Source organism: Streptomyces sp. bgisy027 (assembly GCF_057710365.1).
Genome location: NZ_JBYIVZ010000094.1, coordinates 1 through 17,850 on the forward strand (window position 1 = coordinate 1; position 17,850 = coordinate 17,850).

Sequence of the window (17,850 nt, forward strand, 5' to 3'; positions counted from 1 at the left end):
GTGTTCCGGCCGTACCGGCGTGCGGTTGAGCTCCAGCCCGGTCGCGCTCCGGATCGCCGCGAGGACGGCCGGGGTCGAGGACAGGGTGGGTGCCTCGCCGATGCCACGGAGCCCGTACGGGGCGTGGTCGTCGGCGAGTTCGAGCACGTCGACGGGGATGGTCGGCGTGTCGAGGATCGTGGGGATGAGGTAGTCGGTGAAGGAGGGGTTCCTGACCTTCGCCGTCTTCGGGTCGACGATGATCTCCTCCATCACCGCCACGCCCAGGCCCTGAGTGGTGCCGCCCTGGATCTGGCCGATGACGGACAGCGGGTTGAGCGCCTTGCCGACGTCCTGGGCGCAGGCCAGCTCGATCACCTTCACCAGGCCGAGCTCGGTGTCCACCTCGACGACCGCGCGGTGCGCGGCGAAGGAGTACTGGACGTGTCCGAAGCCCTGGCCGGTGCGCAGGTCGAAGGCCTCGGTCGGACGGTGCCGCCACTCGGCCTCGACCTCGACGACCTCGCCCTCCAGCAGGTCCACCAGATCGACGAGCACTTCGCCGCCGTCGGTGACGACCTTGCCGCCCTCCAGGAGGAGTTCGGCGGTGGCCCAGGCGGGGTGGTAGGAGCCGAACTTGCGGCGCCCGATCTCCAGCACCTTCTCGCGGACCAGCTCGCAGGAGTTCTTCACGGCACCGCCGGTGACGTACGTCTGCCGGGAGGCCGAGGTCGAACCCGCCGAGCCCACCTGCGTGTCCGCCGGGTGGATGGTCACCTGGGTGACGCCCAGCTCGGTGCGGGCGATCTGCGCGTGGACGGTGACACCGCCCTGGCCGACCTCCGCCATCGCGGTGTGCACGACGGCCACCGGCTCGCCGCCGACGACCTCCATGCGCACCTTGGCGGTGGAGTAGTCGTCGAAGCCCTCGGAGAAGCCGACGTTCTTGATGCCGACCGCGTAGCCGACGCCTCGTACGACGCCCTCGCCGTGCGTGGTGTTGGACAGACCGCCCGGCAGCTGCCGTACGTCCGCGCCCTCGCTGGACTCCCACTGGCGCTCCGGCGGCAGCGGCATCGCCTTGACGCGGCGCAGGAGTTCGGCGACCGGGGCCGGCGAGTCGACGGGCTGGCCCGTCGGCATGATCGTGCCCTGCTCCATGGCGTTGAGCTGCCGCAGCGCCACCGGGTCCATGCCCAGGTTCTCCGCCAGCTTGTCCATCTGCGCCTCGTAGGCGAAGCACGCCTGGACCGCACCGAAGCCGCGCATCGCGCCGCAGGGCGGGTTGTTGGTGTAGAGGGCGATGGCCTCGATGTCGACGTCCTCGACCACGTACGGGCCGATGCTGAGCGAGGAGGCGTTGCCGACGACCGCCGGGGAGGCCGAGGCGTACGCGCCGCCGTCCAGCACGATCCGGCACTTCACGTGCGTGAGCTTGCCGTCCTTGGTGGCCCCGTGCTCGTAGTACAGCTTGGCCGGGTGGCGGTGGACGTGCCCGAAGAAGGACTCGAACCGGTTGTAGACGATCTTGACGGGCTTGCCGGTGCGCAGCGCCAGCAGGCAGGCGTGGATCTGCATCGACAGGTCCTCGCGGCCGCCGAAGGCACCGCCGACGCCGGACAGCGTCATGCGGACCTTGCTCTCGGGCAGGCCGAGGACCGGGGCGATCTGGCGCAGGTCGCTGTGCAGCCACTGGGTGGCGATGTACAGGTGGACGCCGCCGTCCTCGTCCGGCACGGCGAGGCCGGACTCCGGGCCGAGGAAGGCCTGGTCCTGCATGCCGAAGGTGTACTCACCCTTGACGATCACGTCGGCCCGCTCGGCGGCCCGGGCCGCGTCGCCGCGGATGATCGGCTGGCGGTGGACGATGTTCGGGTGCGGGACGTGGCCGCTGTGGTGGTCGTCGCGGCCCTCGTGGACGAGGATCGCGTCCGGTGCGGTCGCGGACGCCTCGTCGGTGATGACGGGCAGCTCGCGGTACTCGACCTTGATCTTCGCGGCGGCGCGACGGGCCGTCTCCGGGTGGTCGGCGGCGACGATGGCGACCGGCTCGCCGTGGTGGCGGACCTTGCCGTGGGCGAGGACCGGGGTGTCCTGGATCTCCAGGCCGTAGTTCTTCACCTCGGTCGGCAGGTCGTCGTAGGTCATGACGGCGTAGACGCCCGCCATGGCCAGTGCCTCGCTCGTGTCGATGGACACGATCTCGGCGTGCGCGACGGTGGACCGGAGGATCTGCCCCCAGAGCATGTCCTCGTGCCACATGTCGGACGAGTACGCGAACTCGCCGGTGACCTTGAGCGTGCCGTCCGGGCGGAGCGTGGACTCGCCGATGCCGCCCTTGGTCTGGGAACCCTGGGTGATCTTGGTGGGAGTGCCGTTAGGAGTGGACACGTCAGACCGCCTCTCCCTGCCGGGCGGCCGCGAGGCGGACCGCGTCCATGATCTTCTCGTAGCCGGTGCAGCGGCACAGGTTGCCCGACAGCGCCTCGCGGATGTCCGCGTCGGTCGGGTTCGGGTTGCGCTCCAGCATCTCGTCGGCGGCGACCAGCAGACCCGGCGTGCAGAAGCCGCACTGGACGGCGCCGGCGTCGATGAACGCCTGCTGGATCGGGGAGAGTTCGGCGCCCTCACCGGTCTGCGAGTCCTGCCCCTTGGCGGCCCAGCCCTGGGCGTCCTGAAGCGACGTACCGCAGGCACCGGTCGCACAACCGCCGTGCTCGGCGCGCTGCTTGGCGAAGTCGGCGAGCCCCTCGACGGTGACGACCTCGCGGCCCTCGACCTGCCCGGCGGCGACCAGGCACGAACAGACCGGCACACCATCCAGCCGGACGGTGCAGGATCCGCACTCGCCCTGCTCACAGGCGTTCTTCGAGCCCGGAAGGCCCATCCGCTCGCGCAGCACGTACAGCAGGGACTCGCCCTCCCACACGTCGTCGGCTTCCTGCGGACGTCCGTTGACAGTGAAGTTGACACGCATTACGCGGCTCCCTCCGTGAGGCGGCGCTCGCCGCGATACGACTCCCAGGTCCAGGTCAGCGTGCGGCGCGCCATGACGCCGACCGCGTGTCGGCGGTAGCTCGCCGTGCCCCGGACGTCGTCGATCGGGTTGCAGGCGCCCGAACACAGGTCGGCGAACTGCTTGGCGACCGACGGGGTGATGATCTTGCCGTTGTCCCAGAAGCCGCCCTCTTCGAGCGCCGCGTTCAGGAACTCCTCGGCGGCCTTGGCCCGCACGGGTGTAGGAGCGGCAGAGCCGATCCCCGTACGCACCGTCCGCGTCTCGGGGTGCAGCGCGAGGCCGAAGGCACACACGGCGATGACCATCGCGTTGCGCGTGCCGACCTTCGAGTACTGCTGCGGCCCGTCGGCCTTCTTGATGTGCACGGCCCGGATCAGCTCGTCGGCGGCCAGCGCGTTGCGCTTCACGCCGGTGTAGAACTCGTCGATCGGGATACGGCGGCTGCCGCGCACCGACTCGACCTCGACCTCGGCGCCGGCCGCGAGGAGGGCGGGGTGGGCGTCACCGGCCGGGGAGGCGGTGCCGAGGTTGCCGCCGACGCCGCCGCGGTTGCGGATCTGCGGGGAGGCGACGGTGTGCGAGGCGAGCGCGAGGCCCGGCAGCTCGGCACGGAGGTCCTCCATGATCCTCGTGTACGGCACAGAGGCGCCGAGCCGCACGCTCTCCTCGCCGACCTCCCACTCGTAGAGGTCGCCGACGCGGTTCAGGTCGAGGAGGTACTCGGGCCGACGGTGGTCGAAGTTGATCTCGACCATCACATCGGTGCCACCCGCAATCGGCACAGCGGTGGGGTGCTCGGCCTTCGCGGCGAGCGCCTCCTCCCAGCTGGCGGGGCGAAGGAAGTCCATGACCGGCTCTCTTCTTCGTCTCGTGGGTCGTACGGTTTGAGCCAGATCAGGTGCGGCGGGCCCGGCTCGTTCATGTGCTGTTAACGCGCATTGACGTCAGTACACAGCGCGCTGCTCCACCGAGGTCAGTCACGGAAACCATGAAGGAGTTGGCTGGCCAGGGTAGGCATCTTGTAGATTCGTATGAACGGAGGTCACCAGTAACCTCCACGTCTTTCTCCGGAAACAGCAGCCACGACGCTGTGACCTGGGACACCGTCCGAAAGACGACGAGCACCGCCCTCGGCGCCGCTCGACGGCCCGCCGTACGGGCCGCCCCGACAGACCCTTCAAGATTCATCGTAGATTTCGAGACAAAGAACGGCGGCGACGAGAATGCGGCTGCGCGCACTGCTGGAATCCGACGCGCTGGGCCTCAAGCTGCTCGGCGGCGAGGACGAGCTGGATCGCACCGTGCGCGGCGTGATGACGACCGACCTCAGGGACCCCAGTCGCTATCTGTCCGGCGGTGAGCTGGTGCTCACGGGCCTGGCCTGGCGGCGCGACGCCGCGGACTCCGACCCTTTCGTGCACATCCTGGTGCAGGCCGGCGTGGCGGCCCTGGCCGCCGGTGAGGCCGAGCTCGGCGACATCCCCGACGACCTGGTGACGGCCTGCGCCCGGCACCGTCTGCCGCTCTTCGCGGTGCACGAGTCGGTGGCCTTCGCGACGGTCACCGAACATGTCGTACGGCAGGTCAGCGGCGAGCGGGCCGGGGATCTGGCGGCCGTCGTCGACCGGCACCGCCGGATGATGACCTCGGGCCCGGCGGGCGGCGGCCCGGACGTGGTCCTGGACCTCCTCGGCTCGGACCTGGACCTGCGGGCATGGGTGCTGTCGCCGACGGGCCGGCTCATCGCGGGCTCCGAGATCGGGGGCCCCGCCCTGCCCGCCGAGCTGTGCGCCAGGCTGGCGGCGGAGCATCTGACGGCCGCCCGCACGGGCCGCCGCGGCCCGCACCGGATCACCCTCGGCACCGCGACGTACTCCCTGTTCCCGATCCGCAGCAGCGGCCGCGCCGCGCAGGGCTCGCGGGACGTGCGCGAGACGCTGCTGTCGGACTGGCTGCTGGCCGTGGAGGCGGACGCGGGCGACTGGCCCGAGGAGCGGCTCGACCTCCTCCAGGGCGTCACCCAGCTGATCGCGGTCGAGCGGGACCGCCGGGACGCGGCCCGCACGGTCCGCCGCCGCCTCGCCCAGGAGGTCCTGGAGCTGGTCCAGACGGGCGCGGCACCGGCCGAGATCGCCGCCCGCCTCCGGGTGGCCGCACCGGTCCTGCTGCCCGGCCTCGGGGCGGCCCCGCACTGGCAGGTCGTGGTCGCACGGGCCGAGTGGGAGGGAGCCGACATCGAGGCGGGCCCGATCGCCCAGTCCCTCCTGGAGGAGATCCTGGTGGACCCGCTGGCCACCGGCCCGGACCCCTCCGACCGCATCGCGGTGGCCCACACCGGTGACGAGGCCATCGCCCTGGTCCCCCTCCCCGCCGTCTCCTCCGAGCACGACGGCTCGGAGGCCGGCATCCTCGCCGACGCGCTGCTGGAGTCGGTCCGCGCCCCGCTCTCGGCGGGCCTGAACGACGACGGCCGGGTCACGCTCGGCGTCAGCGCGGCGGTGCACTCGGCGGAGGGCCTGCGCGGCGCCCTGGAGGAGGCCCGCCACGCCCGCCGGGTGGCGGCGGCACGCCCCGGCAGGGTCTGCGCGGCGGGCCACCAGGAACTGGCCTCCCACGTCCTCCTCCTCCCCTTCGTCCCCGACGACGTCCGCCGAGCCTTCACCGCGCGCCTCCTGGACCCCCTCCGCGACTACGACCGCCGCCACCGGGCCGAGCTGATCCCCACCCTCGAAGCCTTCCTGGACTGCGACGGCTCCTGGACCCGCTGCGCGACCCGCCTCCACCTGCACGTCAACACACTGCGCTACCGGGTCGGCAGGATCGAGCAGTTGACGAGTCGGGACCTCTCCCGACTGGAGGACAAGCTCGATTTCTTCTTGGCATTGCGGATGAGTTGACCCCACCCGGCCACCCCACCGGATGGCACCAAGTGCCGTCGCTGTCCCACGACTTTGTGAAATCCTTCACCCACCCTCTTGGCCGGGCCGCCAGATTCGTGCTGAGATGCCGCCACCACTCAACAGCTCGATGGCGTGCTCGGGGAGGGACAGGTGGCGCATACCGCCATGTCTGGTAACGGAACGACCGACGGTGACGATCCACTCCAGACCGCGGTATGGCGGCTGCGTTCACGCGCCTGCTGGGCGGACGCGGCGGCCCTGCTACGGCCGGTGACCGCGGCGGCCTCGCTCCAGCGGGCGTCGCTGCTGGTGGAGCGCTGCCTCTACACCGAGCAGGGCTGGGAGGAGGCCGAGGACGCGCTCCGTACGGCCGAGGCGCTCGCCCACAGTGACGACGAACGGGGCGCGGCAGCTTGTGAACGCGGGCAACTTGCGTACGCGGCGACGCTGCACGGAGTGCGCGACCGCGCGGACGAGGCGCGGGCGGCGCTGGGCCGGGCGGCGGCGCTGATCGCTCCGGGCGCAGCGGGACGGGCCCTGCTGGACTTCCGCCGCGGCCTCCTGGCGGAGAACCTGGCCCGCTCACCCCAGGCCGCACGAGCCGCCTACCGCCGGGCCCACGCCGGCGCCACCGCCCACGCCGACCCCCTCCTGCTCTCCTTCACCTGGCGCCACCTCGCCGGACTGGCCCTGCGCGAAGGCGAGTTGGCGGAGGCCCGGCACGGCTTCGCCGAGTCCCTGCGCATCCGCGAGGAACTCGGCTACCTGGTGGGCACGGCCCCCGCCCTGGCGTCCCTCGCGGACGCGGAGACCGAACCGGAGGCATCCCGCCTACGAGAGGAAGCCACCCGCCTCTTCCGCCTCCTCGGCGGCGTCCCCACCTGGCTGGCCCACCAACTCACCCCACCGACCCCCGACGCGGCAACGGCCTAGCCCCCGGCACCGCAGCCGCCCCAGACCCCCCTTCGCCCTGAACGGCCTCGTCCTCAAACACCGGACGGGCTGGACAGCGGGGCTAGGGGGTGAGGCTGACGGGGCGCCTGGTTTCACGGCCCGAACGAGCTGAAGGTCCGAGCCATCAGAGGCGAAGCCACCCGCGGGTCGGTCTGATTTCACGGCCCGGACGAGCTGAAGCGTCCGAGCCGTCAGAAGCGAAACCGCCGACGGGTCGGCGCAGCACCCGCGTACGGCGGTGAGGGGACGTGCCGGGGGGTGTCCGCCCGCAGCGGCGGGCGTCAAGAAACAGCACCCTTCTTCATGCCGGGCAACCGCCCGACCGAGGGCGGACACCCCCCGGCACGGCCCCGACCCACAACGAACCGCAGGCGCTACCCGCACCCCCACCACCCGGCACAGGCCGCCGCAGGCATCACATGTCACCGCACCCCGGCGAAGTGCTCCCCCACCAACGACCGCACCACATCCAGATCCCGCGCGATCAGCGCATCCAGCAGCGCCATGTGCTCCGCCGCATCCGCCAGCAGATCGGCATGCCCCCGGCCCGACACCCGCACAGGACCCACCAGCGGCCACTGAGCCCGCCGGTGCAGATCATCGGCGAGCTGCACCAACTGCTCGTTGCCGCAGTAGCCGAGCACCGCCCGATGGAACGACCGGTCCGACTCCGCATACGTGGCCCGGCACCCGGAAGACGCCGCCCGCACGGTCGCCTCCGCCAACGGCCGCAACTCCGCCCACCGTTCGACAGAAACCGTACGCGCGAGCCGCAGCATCACCGGCACCTCGATCAACGCCCGCACCTCGGCCAGCTCGGCCAGCTCACGAGCCCCCCGCTCGACCACCCGGAACCCTCGGTTGGGCACGACCTCGACGGCCCCTTCCAACGCGAGCTGCTGCATGGCCTCCCGCACCGGCGTCGCGGAAACCCCGAACCGCTCCCCCAAGGCGGGCGCCGAGTACACCGCCCCGGGCGTCAGCTCACCGGTGACCAACGCGGTACGCAACGCGTCCAGGATCTGCCCCCGCACCGAGGCCCGCTGCACCAACGGCCGAGGCCGCGGAATCGGCGTCTCACTGTGCGTGTGCTCCCCCCGAGCCACAGCCCCGGCGCCACCCCGCTCCGGCCCGCCATCCACGCCCCGCTCAGACCGCTCAGACCGCTCAGCCCGCTCGACCCTCTCGCCCCGACCGCCCCGCTCCTCCTCGACACTCCGCCCCTGCACAGGCACACGCGGCACCTCCGCACGAACCTCGGGCCCCCCGCCCCCCACGCCGCCCACACCTTCCACCCCGTCCGAGCCACCCGCCACATCGGGATCCCCCGTCACCGCGGAGCCCTGCGCGCCCTGCTTCACGGGTCCTCCTCCGGACGTGTCGGTACTTGGGGTCATTACGGCGGGTTGTTACTCACCCGTCAAGCACCATAGGCGCAGAACGCGACAGTTCAAACCGCAGCGATCTCGGATAAGGTAAGGCTTACCTTCCAAGTCTCATGGATCGGCGGCCCCCATGCCCGTGCCCCCCACGGCCCTCGCAGACGCCTACACCCGTCTCACCACGGCCTTCCCGGGGCTGGACATCATCCAGCCGCCCACCCCCGAGCCCATGCCCGACCACACCGGATGGGTCACCGCGGCCGCCCTGGCCGCCGGCGGCGACACCCTCGACGCCTTCCTGGCCTGGGACGACGCACAGGTGGTGCGCGACTACGGACAGCCCGCCCGCCCCGACGTCGTCGCCGGCTTCGGCCTGCACCGCTACGCCTGGCCCGCCTGCCTGCTGATCACCGTCCCCTGGTTCCTGCTCCGCCGCGTCCCCCGCCTCCCCGTGACCCACGTCTCGTACGACCGCACGGCCCCCGGCCTCCCGATGGGCCGCCTGGCGGCCCGGCCGGCCGCCTTCGCCTGCCTCCCCGGCGACCCGGCGGCCGCCCTGCCCGGCGCCAGGGTCGTCCCGGACGAGGAGGCGCTGCGCGCCGAGGTACGGGCCGCCATCGCCGAGCACCTCGAACCCGTCCTCACCGGCTTCGGCCCACGCATGCGCCGCCGCGGGCGCGCGCTGTGGGGCATGGCGACCGACGAGATCGTGGAGAGCCTGTGGTACGTCGCCCACCTGTTCGGCGACGGCGAGCAGGACCGGGCCCGCCACGAGCTGGAACTGCTCCTGCCGGGCGCGACGCAGCCGTACGTCGGCTCGGCCGCCTTCCGCGAACTCACCGGACCGAACGGCGAGTCGCTGCCCACCCGGGACCGGGCGAGCTGCTGCATGTTCTATACGCTGCGCCCCCAGGACACCTGCGCCACCTGCCCGCGCACCTGCGACACGGACCGGGTCACCAAACTCCTGGCGGCGGCGAGCTGAACTTCCGGCCACCGCGACGGCCGGCCCGCCCAACGCCCTTTGACAACACCCTTTGAACAGCACGAGTTGAGGTCCCCTCAGAGGGCGCGTCACCCTTCGTGCCGTAAGATCACCCACGAGCGGGACACTCGTTACGGTTACAGGCGTTTCACAATTTCCTCACTCCGCGCAGGAACTTTCCGTGGCACCACCCTCACGGGTAGTCTTGTTCGAACTCAACTCCTGCCCCTCAAGCGGCAGTTCGAGCAGAATGCTGCCCTGGGCATCCCCTTGCACTTCCTTGGCGGCCTCTTGCCCCGAAACCCCCTGAGGGCCAGCGGGATTGGGCCACTATGGCGGGCGTTACGCCCTATCCCAATGCAAGGGACCCCAGATGAGATTGACCGACATATCGCTGAACTGGCTGCTTCCGGGCGCCGTACTGCTCCTGGGCATGCTGGCGGCGGTGGCGGTACTGGCGCGCGGCAAGCGGTCGGGGGAGCACGCGAAGACCGAGGACTCGTGGGAGCGCAGCGAGGAGCGTCGCAGGCGCAAGGAGGCCATATACGGCACGGCCTCCTACGTACTCCTCTTCTGCTGCGCCGCGGTCGCGGCCGCGCTCTCCTTCAAGGGCCTGGTCGGCTTCGGTGAGCAGAACCTGGGCCTGTCCAACGGCTGGCAGTACCTGGTGCCGTTCGGTCTGGACGGCGCGGCGATGTTCTGCTCCGTCCTCGCCGTGCGCGAGGCCAGCCACGGTGACGCGGCCCTCGGCTCCCGGATACTCGTGTGGACGTTCGCGGGCGCCGCGGCCTGGTTCAACTGGGTGCACGCGCCTCGGGGCCTCGCCCACGCCGGTGCCCCGCACTTCTTCGCCGGCATGTCCCTTTCGGCGGCCGTACTGTTCGACCGCGCGCTGAAGCAGACCCGCCGGGCCGCCCTGCGCGAGCAGGGTCTGGTGCCGCGTCCGCTGCCGCAGATCCGCATCGTCCGCTGGCTGCGGGCGCCGCGCGAGACCTACAAGGCCTGGTCCCTGATGCTGCTGGAGAACGTGCGCAGCCTGGACGAGGCGGTCGACGAGGTCCGCGAGGACAAGCGGCAGAAGGACGCGGCCCGACTGCGCCGCCGCGACAAGGAGCGCATGGAGCGTGCCCAGCTCAAGGCGATCAGCCGGGGCCACCGCGGCTTCATCGGCCGCGGCAACGGACGGACGGTCGAGCCGCAGGCCCTGGAGTCCGGTTCGGCCCAGGTGTCCGCGGAGCCTGCCATATCCGCGCCGGAACAGCTGCCCGTGCTCACGCGTCCCTCTTTGCAGCCCGTACGCACCGGTTCTGACCCGGTGAAGGTCGACCTCACCGCGGAGGACGACACCATGGCGCTCCCCCGGCTCGACTCCCTCGAGCGCAAGCTGAAGGACCTGGAGCAGCAGTTCGGCTGAGTCTTCGGCCGGCGACGCATCGACGTCATCGACGAAGGGGCGCGACCCGCGTGGGTCGCGCCCCTTCGTCGTCGCACGCCACCGGTCACGCGCCGCGCGAGTCCTCTAAGCGGCGCCCGCGTCGAGTTCGAACCACACCGCCTTCCCGACCGCGTGCGTCCGCACTCCCCAGGCGTCCGCGAGGGACTGGACCAGGATCAGGCCCCTGCCGCTCGTACCGTCGTCGGCGTTCGGTACACGTGGTCTGGGCAACCGGGTCACGAAGTCCCTCACCTCCACCCGCAGTCCGCCCGGTCCGACCGTCGCCGTCAGGACCGCGTCCCGGTCGGTGTGCACGAGCGCGTTGGTGACGAGCTCGCTGGTGAGCAGTTCGGCTATGTCCGGCTGTCCCGGCCTCCCCCAGTGCCGCAACCACTCCCGCAGCGCCCTGCGTGCCTCGGGAACGGCCCGTAGGTCCCGCCGCCCGAGTCTGCGCCTGAGCTGAGGCGGCTGCGCGTGTTCCCCGGCGCTCGCGGCCCTGTCCTCCACTGTCTCCACCGAGGAGGCCCCGAATGTCACGGGACCGCCCCCTCGCACCTGCCTCTTCATGACCCCCGCCCGCGTGCCGATGTCGGTTCCCCTCCTGGCTCGAACACGTTCACGGGGACCATTTCCCAGTGGGACTTGGCGCCAGTCATGTCGAATCGTGAACGACCAGGTGTTCGGCCACCGTTGGGGCGGTCCAGGCACGATGGATGAAAGCCGAAACGTCACCCGTCGGCCGCCTTGAGGCCCTCGCGGGAGACGACGGGGCCGGGTCGGCCACCGGCCACACCCCGGTTTTCCGGCCGGAGGAGCGCGCGCGGGGAGCGGAGGCGGGCCGGTGCATCGGTTGCTGGCGGGAGAGGGCCCGCCGGTGCGGTCGTGCACGGCAGCGGACCGACTCCCCTGCGGGCGCGCCGACCGCGCGGGATCGTCCCGTGCGTCGACGCGAGCCTGCCGAACCGGCCGTAGCCGACGAAGTGCTGGGGCGGTTGGGGTCGTGGGCGCGGTGGACGTCCACAGGTCCGGCGGCGGGGCAACAGGGCGCCTCGGGCCACCTTTCCGAACCCTGCGAAACTGGCCGGAATTCGCGGGTGTTCACCGCCGTGGAAGGCAGGTGGCCTCGCCGCGGCGGTTCGGAAACCGGCCCGCAAGGGACGCGGGGCCGCCCGCCCGACCCCCGTCCGGGAGGGCGGCCCCGCTGTTGCGATGGTCCGGTTGCCGCGTCGGTCAGTAGAGCTTGTCGACCGCGGTGCGCGTCGTCTTCTTGAAGTCCTTCACCGGCGCGTCCCCGAAGTCGCCCATCTGCCCCCACTGCACGACGGTGACGGTGCCGCCGTCCCGGCCGACGGAGACCAGGTGGATGTCCATGGCGCCCCACGAGGCACGGGTCGCGAAGCCGTGGACGCGGGCGCCCTCCTCGACGGGCAGCCTGCCGTAGCGCTTGTAGTCGGCCTCGACCTCGGGGTCGGCGTCCATGCGTGCCACGCAGCGCCTGACGTCCTTGTCGAGGCGGGTGGCCAGGGCCTTGGCCTTGGCGCTGTTCCCGACGACGACGTTGAGCTGCTGGGCGCCGGTGTCGAGGTCGGTGCGGAAGGTGCGGTAGCTGGAGGTGTAGGCGAGCAGGGACTCGCCGAAGCAGTACTGCATCTCCTGAGGGACGCCGCCCTTGACCTTGTCGGCGGTCCAGCCGGTGGAGTGCGGCGGCAGTTCGGACGCCGCGAGGAACTTCGGCGCGGGCGCCTTCGGTGCGGCGCCGGCCGGCGCGGCGGAGAGTGCGGTGCCGGCCGTGAGGCCGACGACGGCGAGTGCGGTGAGCACGCCGGCTCGGGTGCGCTTGGGCATGGGTGTTCCCCCGTGGATGAGATCGGTGCATGACTGCGTGGACGTGCGGAAGTGGAGCGTCACCGACGCCGGTTGGTCCCCCGGCCCTGCTCGGTGCCACACCAAGAGCATCAGCCGTCACAGCGGGCGGCCGCAAGCGCCGTCTCCCGATCCGCGACGGTGGAACCATCCCAGCCCTTCTGACGTGCAGGTACATGGAGTGCCTGGGATACCGTCCCGGGACGCGGAGGACCCGGGAGAACAGTGTCGGAAGCACGCGACGACGACGTCCAGGAGTTCGCGGCGTTACTCAGACGTCTGAAGGAACGCACCGACCGCAGTTACGGTCAGCTGGCCCGCCGCCTGAGCATGAACACCTCCACGCTGCACCGCTACTGCGCCGGTGACGCGGTCCCCCTCGACTTCGCCCCCGCCGAGCGGTTCGCCGCGCTGTGCGGGGCGACACCGGAAGAGCGCCTCGAACTGCACCGGTTGTGGATCCTTGCGGTCGCCGCGCGGCAGAGGTCGCGCACGGCGGCCGCCGAGGCGAAGGGCGCGGCGGTCACGCCCCCCTCGGACCCGGCCCCCGAGCCGACGGGCGAACCGGTACGGGACCCGGCATCGCCCGAGCCCGCGCAGCGCCCCTGGTACCGCAGCCGACGTCTGCTGGTCTCGGCGGCCGTGACGACCGCGCTCCTCGCCACCCTCGGCAGCCTGTCCGCCCTCCCGGACGACCGAGCCAAGCGCAGCGACTCCGTCGAAGCCGTCGATCCGCCCCGTACGACGGAGCCGGACACCCCACGCCCGAAGTCGTCCAGGTCGCCGAGCCCTTCCCCCAGCACGCCCTCGCCGTCGGCCGACGGGTCGAACAAGCCCTCGGCGAAAGCCACCGGCAACACCGACGGGCCCGCGAAGAAGGCCGGCAAGCCGCAGCCGTCCACCGGGGTTCCCCTCACCTGGAGCGCCGACTCGCACGTCTGGCAGGCCGGCTGCGGTCACGACTACGTCATCGACAAGCCGCCGCAGCAGGTTGCGCCGCCGCCGAATCCGCAGGACGCCGCGACCTGGGCGGGGGCCGAGAACGCCGTGCACGGACGGCAGACCCTGGTGCGGATCACGGTGCAGGGCCGGTCGTCCACGGCCGTGGTGCTGGAGGCGCTGCGCGTGCGTGTCGTCGGCCGTTCGGCACCCATGGCGGGCACCGACTACGCCATGGACCAGGGCTGCGGCGGAGCGCTGACGCCCCGCTACTTCGATGTCGACCTGGACAAGGACCGGCCCGTCGCCCGCCCGGCCGACGGCAACGACTCGGGCGTCACGATCCCCGCGATGCGGCTGCCGTACCGCGTGTCCGCCGAGGACCCGGAGGTGCTGCTGGTCGACGCGCGGACCGCGAACTGCGACTGCAGTTGGTACCTGGAACTGGACTGGTCGTCCCAGGGCCGCACCGGCACCGTCCGCGTCGACGACCACGGCCGCCCGTTCCGTACGACCGCCAACAAGGGTCTGAAGAACTACGCCTACGACACCTCGGCGCGTGCCTGGGTGCCCTGGGATGAGTAGGAGCGCCCGGGCTCGTCACGCCTCCCAGACGGCGGCGGCCGTGCGGTCGTCGGCGTACCCCTTCACCCGGACCTGGGCGTCGGCGAGGAACTCCGCGAGGCCGGGCGGTTCGGGGGCCGACCAGCGTCCGGTCAGGTGCGCGGCGAGTGCGGGTTCGCCGCGCAGGGGGTCGGCGAGGCCGCTCGTGCACATCAGGAGGGTGTCGCCGGGGCGGGCGACGGAGGCACGGAAGCGGAAGGGTTCGCGGGGCGGCTCGGGGGCCGGGTCGTAGGGGCTCGGCGGTGTGGTGATGCCGAGGTCCATGGTGAGGCGGTCGCCCTCGGGCGTCTCGGACGGCAGCGAGCCGAAGCCGACGACGGGTTCGCCGGTGGCGTCGGTGACGCGGGGCTCGATGTCCTGCCACTCGCCGCCGCGCAGCCGGAAGAGTCCGCCCTCGCCGACACCGAAGAAGACGCGGGTACGGCACTCGGGGTCGGCGGGCAGCAGGAGACAGCGCAGGGTCGCCGCGTACTCCTCGGGTTCCATGCCCTGTTCGGCGGCGCTGGCGCGGAGCTTGCCGAGGCTGCGGTCGGTCAGGCGGTGCAGCCCGGACTTCAGATCGCCGCGCCGCGCACCCCTCAGGTCCTCGGAGAGTCTCGCGTGGCTGCGGCCGACGGCGCGGCCGATCCAGTGGCAGGCCTCGGCGGCGGCGCGGTGCGCGCCCGGGGTGGCGCGGGCGCCGGTGGCCATCGCCACGAGAAGCAGGGCGTGGTCGCCGGTGCCGAAGCGGGCGGTGAGCAGGGAGTCGCGGCGGGGTTCGCCCCGGTAGCGGGCGGAGTCGCCGCGCAGGGAGACGGCGCGCAGGGTGCAGGCGCCGTAGTGGGCGCCGTCGAGGACGGTGTCGGCGACCAGGTCGTCGAGGTCGTCCGGGTCGGCGGGTGGGAGTGCGGTGGGTTCGGCGGCGTAGGTGGGCGGGCCGTCGCCGACGTAGTCGAGGGGGCGCGGCGGGGTGGGCTCGATGGGCGGGCTCGGCCGCTCGGGAGCCTTGACCGGCGGCGGGGGCGGCCCCCCGTCGGCCGGCGGTGACTCCACGGTGAATCCCGGCGGCCTGGGCAGCCCGGCCGGGAAGGTCGACGCGGGCTCCACGGCATCGGCGTCCGCGCGTGGTGAAGGGACCGGCGCACCCGCCGCCGACCGCTGGTTCACCGTCCCGGCGGCCGAGGCGAAGCGGTCGTCCAGTGAGTCGCGGGTCGTCGTCGGGCCCGTGTCGTCGGCTCGGTCGCCGTACAGCTGCCGCCACCAGTCGTCCTCGCGGCCGGTGGGCCTACCCCCCTGCTGGTTCATGCCCTCAATTGTCCACCGCACGGCCCGGATGAAAACGGGGCATCCGGAAAATCCGGCCTCGCGGGGCCCACCCGGACGGCAGGTCGGGTGAGGCCTTGAACGCGCTTGCGAAACAACGGGAGAAACACGTCGCCGGGCGGCCCCACCCCCCACGGGAGAACCGCCCGGCGACTGCCGGGTGACCCGGGCCCCGATCCCCTTCGCGCGCGTCAGCGCACGTCGTAGGCCCGGGTCACGCTCTGGGTGACCGAGGCGCCGTGCGCGTCGGTCAGGACCGATCGGATACTGGCCTGCTTCCCTGTCGCTCCGCTGTGGTTCTCCGTCGCACTCCAGGTCCCGCCCTCGTCGTACGAGTACGAGAGCCGGGCCCGCGTCAACTCACCGGGTTCGTAGCCCGCGTGGCCGGTCGCCGGGAGCGTGACGGTCTGTCCGTCCTCCGGCAGCGCGTACCACGGGAACAGCAGCGGTATGCCGCGCCCGGTGCCGTACCCGAAATCGCTGTCCCCAAGATCGCCCTCTTCCCGTGCTGCCGCTTGCCCGCGAGCGCGACAGCGCAGGCCGATGAGGCCCAACTCGGGCATTGCGGGCGGTGGTTGATGCTGCGGTGGCGACACCTTGGCAGAGTGAGCGGTGGTACCGCGATGATGTGCGGAGGCGGTTTTGCGCCGTGGCCGTTTTCCGCCACGGCTCGGACACCGGTGTTCGACCTGGGGAGGAACACGGCCCGATGCTGCAAGCGATTGGTCTCGACGAGGCGCACGAGTCGGCGTACCGGGCCCTGGTGTCCGCGGGCGCCGCCGACGTACCGGATCTCGCCCGACGGCTGACGCTCGGCGAGCACGACACCGAACGCGCCCTGCGCCGCCTGGAGCGGCACGGGCTCGCCGCCCAGTCCTCGGCCCGCCCCGGCCGCTGGGTCGCCGCGCCGCCCGGGGTGGCGCTGGGGCGCTGCTCACCCAGCAGCGGCACGAGCTGGAGAAGGCGGAACTGGCGGCCGCGCTGCTCGCCGAGGAGTACCGGGCGGGCGCCACCGAGACGGCCGTGCACGACCTGGTCGAGGTGGTGATCGGCGCGGTCGCGGTGTCGCAGCGCTTCCTCCAGCTCCAGCTCGGCGCGAGCGAGGAGGTGTGCGCCCTGGTCACCGGCAGCCCGGTCGCCGTCACCGGCATGGAGAACGACGCCGAGGAGCGGGCCGCCGATCGTGGGGTGCGCTATCGCGTGGTGCTGGAGCGGGCGGTCCTCGACCAGCCGCACGGCGTCACGGAGCTGTCCGCCGCGCTGGGCCGCGAGGAGCAGGTGCGGGTGGTGGACAAGGTTCCGACGAAGCTGGTGATCGCCGACCGGACGCTGGCGCTGGTGCCGCTGACCTCGCGCACCGGGGAGCCGGCCGCGCTGGTAGTGCACGCGAGCGGGCTGCTGGAGCTGCTCTCCGGGCTGTTCGAGTCGGTGTGGCGGGAGGCGCTGCCGGTCGGCCTCGGCACGTCCGGCGTCGCCGAGCAGCAGCCGGAGGGTCCCGACGACACCGATCTGGAGGTGCTCTCCCTGCTGCTGGCCGGGCTGACCGACGCGAGCGTGGCCAAGCAGCTGGACGTGGGGCTGCGGACCGTGCAGCGCCGGGTGAAGCGGCTGATGGAGCTGACCGGGGTGTCGACCCGGTTGCAGCTGGGGTGGCACGCCTACGAGCGGGGGTGGGTGTCGCGGGAACGGCGGGGCCGAGGGCACCGGGGTGTACCCGTACGGCACCGCTGACATGCGGCGCGAGCACCGAGCCGTACCCCTTGCGGCATCGCTGATCTGCGCGTTCTCGCGGGCTCCGGCACTCTGGTCAGATGGGAGTCTGGGACCTGCTGCTGGTCGGTCTGGTCCTCCTGCTCGGCCTGTGCGGGGTGCTGGTGCCGGGTGTGCCGGGGTCGTGGCTGGTGTGGGCCGGCGTCATGTGGTGGACGGTGAAGGACCCCCAGCCGGTCGCGTGGTGGGTGCTGGTGGGGGCCACGGTCGCGCTGTTCCTGTCCCAGGTGGTCCGCTGGGCGCTCCCGCCCCGCCGGTCGCGCCCGAACTGGGCCGGCCGCCGGATGACCGTGTACGCCGGGGCGGGGTCCTTCCTGGGCTTCTTCCTGATCCCCGTCATCGGCTCGATCCCCGGCTTCATGGCCGGTGTCTACCTGGAGGAACGGCTGCGTCTGGGCAGCCACGGCGAGGCGAAGTCGGCGCTGCGGACGGCGATGAGCACGGGCGGATCGAGCGTGCTGGCGGAGCTGTTCACCTGCCAGCTGATCGCGGGGGCCTGGCTGGGCGCCGTGATCTGGGGCTGATGCATCGGGTCTCTCCTCACCGCACACCTCACTGTTGACGACCGTGGGCACGTTCGCCACGTGGGTGCGGCTGACGAGCGAGGCGGGCGCACCCTGCGTCGTGCGGCACGGCATCGCGGGAACGGTCGAGGTGCGGGACGGCGGCGGAGGCGCCCCGCCGGGGGCTGGAGGACG

The 17,850-nt window shown here is 72.2% G+C and carries 14 protein-coding genes and 1 pseudogene; 7 read left to right on the plus strand and 8 right to left on the minus strand.

Annotated elements, in window-relative coordinates; genetic code table 11:
- The 3 genes from AC3ETA_RS46445 to AC3ETA_RS46455 all read right to left on the minus strand — a co-directional run.
- Positions 1 to 2,370 (minus strand): xanthine dehydrogenase family protein molybdopterin-binding subunit (locus tag AC3ETA_RS46445; protein ID WP_432198937.1); only part of this gene is annotated, 2,370 nt, incomplete at its 3' end.
- A 1-nt stretch (position 2,371) separates the two neighbouring features.
- Positions 2,372 to 2,956 carry a (2Fe-2S)-binding protein gene (locus AC3ETA_RS46450; RefSeq protein WP_359054774.1) on the minus strand — a complete coding sequence of 195 codons (585 nt, stop codon included), beginning with the start codon at positions 2,954 to 2,956 and terminating at the stop codon, positions 2,372 to 2,374.
- Positions 2,956 to 3,846 carry an FAD binding domain-containing protein gene (locus tag AC3ETA_RS46455; RefSeq protein ID WP_432198938.1) on the minus strand — a complete coding sequence of 297 codons (891 nt, stop codon included), beginning with the start codon at positions 3,844 to 3,846 and terminating at the stop codon, positions 2,956 to 2,958. The genes AC3ETA_RS46450 and AC3ETA_RS46455 overlap by 1 nt, the downstream gene beginning before the upstream one ends.
- Before the next feature lie 375 nt (positions 3,847 to 4,221).
- Here AC3ETA_RS46455 and AC3ETA_RS46460 point away from each other — a divergent pair, with 375 nt between their 5' ends.
- The gene (locus tag AC3ETA_RS46460) at positions 4,222 to 5,895 is read left to right on the plus strand and encodes a PucR family transcriptional regulator (RefSeq protein WP_432198939.1); all 1,674 of its coding nucleotides are present in this window, start codon (positions 4,222 to 4,224) and stop codon (positions 5,893 to 5,895) included.
- A gap of 153 nt (positions 5,896 to 6,048) precedes the next feature.
- The gene (locus AC3ETA_RS46465; RefSeq protein WP_432198940.1) at positions 6,049 to 6,831 is read left to right on the plus strand and encodes a hypothetical protein; all 783 of its coding nucleotides are present in this window, start codon (positions 6,049 to 6,051) and stop codon (positions 6,829 to 6,831) included.
- Between the two features lie 443 nt (positions 6,832 to 7,274).
- Here the strand turns inward: AC3ETA_RS46465 and AC3ETA_RS46470 are convergent, their stop codons facing one another.
- Entirely contained in the window at positions 7,275 to 8,213 is a 939-nt protein-coding gene (locus AC3ETA_RS46470) for a GntR family transcriptional regulator (RefSeq protein WP_432198941.1), read from the minus strand.
- Between the two features lie 154 nt (positions 8,214 to 8,367).
- On the opposite strand from AC3ETA_RS46470, the gene AC3ETA_RS46475 reads away from it, so the two are divergent.
- Together AC3ETA_RS46475 and AC3ETA_RS46480 are read left to right on the plus strand one after the other, a co-directional pair.
- Complete coding sequence (locus tag AC3ETA_RS46475; RefSeq protein ID WP_432198942.1) at positions 8,368 to 9,219, plus strand: (2Fe-2S)-binding protein; 852 nt, start codon at positions 8,368 to 8,370, stop codon at positions 9,217 to 9,219.
- 373 nt (positions 9,220 to 9,592) lie between these two features.
- On the plus strand, positions 9,593 to 10,633 hold the full coding sequence (locus tag AC3ETA_RS46480) for a DUF2637 domain-containing protein (RefSeq protein ID WP_432198943.1): 1,041 nt from the start codon (positions 9,593 to 9,595) through the stop codon (positions 10,631 to 10,633).
- Positions 10,634 to 10,738: 105 nt separating this feature from the next.
- Here the strand turns inward: AC3ETA_RS46480 and AC3ETA_RS46485 are convergent, their stop codons facing one another.
- Entirely contained in the window at positions 10,739 to 11,221 is a 483-nt protein-coding gene (locus tag AC3ETA_RS46485; RefSeq protein WP_432198944.1) for an ATP-binding protein, read from the minus strand.
- Positions 11,222 to 11,884: 663 nt separating this feature from the next.
- Positions 11,885 to 12,499: a hypothetical protein gene (locus AC3ETA_RS46490; protein ID WP_432198945.1), complete on the minus strand. Its 615-nt coding sequence runs from the start codon at positions 12,497 to 12,499 to the stop codon at positions 11,885 to 11,887.
- Between the two features lie 243 nt (positions 12,500 to 12,742).
- Between AC3ETA_RS46490 and AC3ETA_RS46495 the strand changes: the two genes are divergently transcribed.
- Positions 12,743 to 14,041: a helix-turn-helix domain-containing protein gene (locus AC3ETA_RS46495; RefSeq protein WP_432198946.1), complete on the plus strand. Its 1,299-nt coding sequence runs from the start codon at positions 12,743 to 12,745 to the stop codon at positions 14,039 to 14,041.
- A 15-nt stretch (positions 14,042 to 14,056) separates the two neighbouring features.
- Here AC3ETA_RS46495 and AC3ETA_RS46500 read toward each other — a convergent pair whose 3' ends face one another.
- Positions 14,057 to 15,364 (minus strand): PP2C family serine/threonine-protein phosphatase, encoded by a 1,308-nt coding sequence (locus AC3ETA_RS46500; protein ID WP_432198947.1) that lies wholly within the window; start codon positions 15,362 to 15,364, stop codon positions 14,057 to 14,059.
- A 209-nt stretch (positions 15,365 to 15,573) separates the two neighbouring features.
- A complete protein-coding gene (locus AC3ETA_RS46505) occupies positions 15,574 to 15,945 on the minus strand; it encodes a hypothetical protein (protein WP_432198948.1) in 372 nt (123 codons plus the stop codon).
- A gap of 146 nt (positions 15,946 to 16,091) precedes the next feature.
- Between AC3ETA_RS46505 and AC3ETA_RS46510 the strand changes: the two are divergent.
- Positions 16,092 to 17,113, plus strand: a pseudogene (locus AC3ETA_RS46510) (helix-turn-helix domain-containing protein).
- An 80-nt stretch (positions 17,114 to 17,193) separates the two neighbouring features.
- Positions 17,194 to 17,676, plus strand: coding sequence for a DUF456 domain-containing protein (locus AC3ETA_RS46515; RefSeq protein ID WP_432198949.1), 483 nt, complete (start codon positions 17,194 to 17,196; stop codon positions 17,674 to 17,676).
- Positions 17,677 to 17,850 lie beyond the last annotated feature (174 nt).